Here is a 2,160-nt window from a genome sequence, read left to right as displayed (position 1 = left end):
CACAAGAAGGAATCCGGCGAGGTGGTGGTAAAGTTGAGAGCCACTGTCAAGACTCCTGTTACCAAGAAAAATAGCGGCAACGACATCAGCTTAAGGTAAAAGCGGGCAGGTATCCCGGCTACCAGAATTGACAGCACTGCCATAAACAAAATCACCAGCACAGAGGTAAGAGGTGCGGAAAAAGCCAGGCATATGACCATCGTTGCGAGTGCTAGAATGCTCTTCTCTATCGGATGCATGTCGGCTATCCTGTTGATATATGCGTACTGGTCTATTTTCAGCAAAACTCTACCCCTATCTGGCTTTCTATCAGGCTTCCTCGCTGGCGTCGGCCTCTTTTTTAGACTTCGAGGAACCTAAAAAATAGCCGATAAAGCCGGCCCCGATGGCCGCCTGCAGGGCGAAGAAAAAGGATTCAATTTCACCGCTGGGTGGCTCCCATATGGGTTTGAACCACTGTTTATAGCCGGGATGTACTTGCGCGATGGCCGTGGTGCCCTGGTCGTCAGCACCGCTGAACTCAGCCTTATGACCAACTAGAAACAGAGGCGAGGCCACTAACAATATTACTATGAGGATGAGTATGGTGTTGGTCTTTCTCATCTGCCGTCCACCCCTTCTAATGCACTGTTACCGGCTGTCAGCACGGTCAAATCCTCCAGTTCTTTTTTATTGTGAGCTGTCAGCAGGTTGAATACAACAACGGTCAATAAGCCTTCGCTGATTGCAAGTGGAATCTGGGTAACGGCAAAAATCCCTAAGAATTTTTCAAATGAAGCCGCAAAGCCCCCAATTTGTGCGGGAAATGCCAACGCCAATTGAGCGGCAGTGGTCACGTACGTGAAAAGATCTCCGAACACTGCCCCCAGAAAGACACCCACCCGGAGCGGCGTCTTTAGCTTAACGCAAAGTCTGTAGAGGCCCCAAGCCACAAGCGGCCCCACTACAGCCATGGAGAAGGTGTTTGCCCCCAGCGTGGTAAGACCTCCGTGAGCCAGCAGCAGGGCTTGAAAAATCAGCACGATAAACCCCAAAACAGACATGGCTGTCGGTCCGAACAGCACCGTCCCCAGACCAACCCCGGTGGGGTGCGAGCAACTGCCTGTAACCGAAGGCATTTTCAGGGCGGAAAGGACGAAGGTAAAGGCCCCGGCTAAACCCAGCAGCATTTTAGTTTCCGGGTGCTTCTTCACTGTGTTGCCGATGGAGCGCATACCTATAATCAAAAAGGGAAGTGTCATAACCCCCCAGAAGATACACCATTTAATTGGCAGGAAGCCTTCCATGATATGCATGGCATAAGCGTCGTTCGGGTAGTTGAAAAAAACGGTGAATATACTGAATAACATTAGAACCTTAAAGTACTTCCGGTTGTTTGCATCTTTAAATACTCTCAGCATCATAAAAGTCGCCCATCTCCTTTCAGCAAAAGTCAGTTAATAGCTTTCATAGCAAACCAGGTATGGCTACATCAACTATACATCGATCACACCCTTCTTCTTTGGCGTTCATAAAGCATCTGAATTTAAGACGCTCTCAAGCAAAAAATAATCCCGGCCTCATGGCCGGGATCGCGTTAAGATCAAGCTAAAAGTCAACACGGTCCTCTGGATGGGAGGCGCTCAAGTTGAAACTCCAGGCAGGTCTACTGGCTCATGGCTCGTTACTGGATTCCACCTTCCCGGATGCTACCATCCAGTGGTCTTTGGAATAGCTAACCATTTACAGTGGCCCCACCGCTCAGGACTTACACCTGATTCCCTATTATCCTCAGTTTTTCAAACCGAGGCACCTGGAGCTTTGCAAATATTTATTTGTTTAGTTTAAAAACATACCTCTTTAGAGAAGTTGTGTCAATTTCGAAATTTCCATCTCTTATCGCTTCGCGAGCTTTTAGGCTTAATTTGTCGGCTTTTGTTTTTTTGGAAAAAGAAGTGAAAAAGAAATTGACTAGCATATATGTGAATGCTAAGATGATCACTAAATACTCTGCCATGAAGACAGAGGACGGCTGGATAAAGAAACTAAAGACAACCGAACACGATTTTAAACGAGCCACGTAGGCTTATCGCTCACTCGAAAGTAGGCGAAAAGCTAGCGTGGTTTTTATTTATACTCGTGAATAAGAAACTAGTGCCAGAACACCATAATTATCGTGTC

At 47.3% G+C, this 2,160-nt stretch carries 3 protein-coding genes and 1 riboswitch; all 3 genes read right to left on the bottom strand.

The annotated features are described in order from the left end of the window. A partial coding sequence (locus COY37_RS07915) for a CbiQ family ECF transporter T component (protein ID WP_286977108.1) occupies positions 1–284 on the bottom strand: 284 nt, incomplete at its 3' end. Positions 285–309: 25 nt separating this feature from the next. Then, complete coding sequence (locus tag COY37_RS07910) at positions 310–603, bottom strand: energy-coupling factor ABC transporter substrate-binding protein (RefSeq protein ID WP_286677658.1); 294 nt, start codon at positions 601–603, stop codon at positions 310–312. Beyond that, positions 600–1,403 (bottom strand): energy-coupling factor ABC transporter permease, encoded by an 804-nt coding sequence (locus COY37_RS07905; RefSeq protein ID WP_286677657.1) that lies wholly within the window; start codon positions 1,401–1,403, stop codon positions 600–602. The genes COY37_RS07910 and COY37_RS07905 overlap by 4 nt, the downstream gene beginning before the upstream one ends. Positions 1,404–1,621: 218 nt before the next feature. Further along, positions 1,622–1,811, bottom strand: a riboswitch (cobalamin riboswitch). Between the last annotated feature and the right edge of the window lie 349 nt (positions 1,812–2,160).

The sequence above is a fragment of the Candidatus Aquicultor secundus genome (genome assembly GCF_002791875.1).
Taxonomy (GTDB): Bacteria; Actinomycetota; Aquicultoria; order Aquicultorales; family Aquicultoraceae; genus Aquicultor_A; species Aquicultor_A secundus.
The sequence above is the reverse complement of the archived record's forward strand: the minus strand, read 5'-3'. Positions and strand labels throughout refer to the sequence as shown.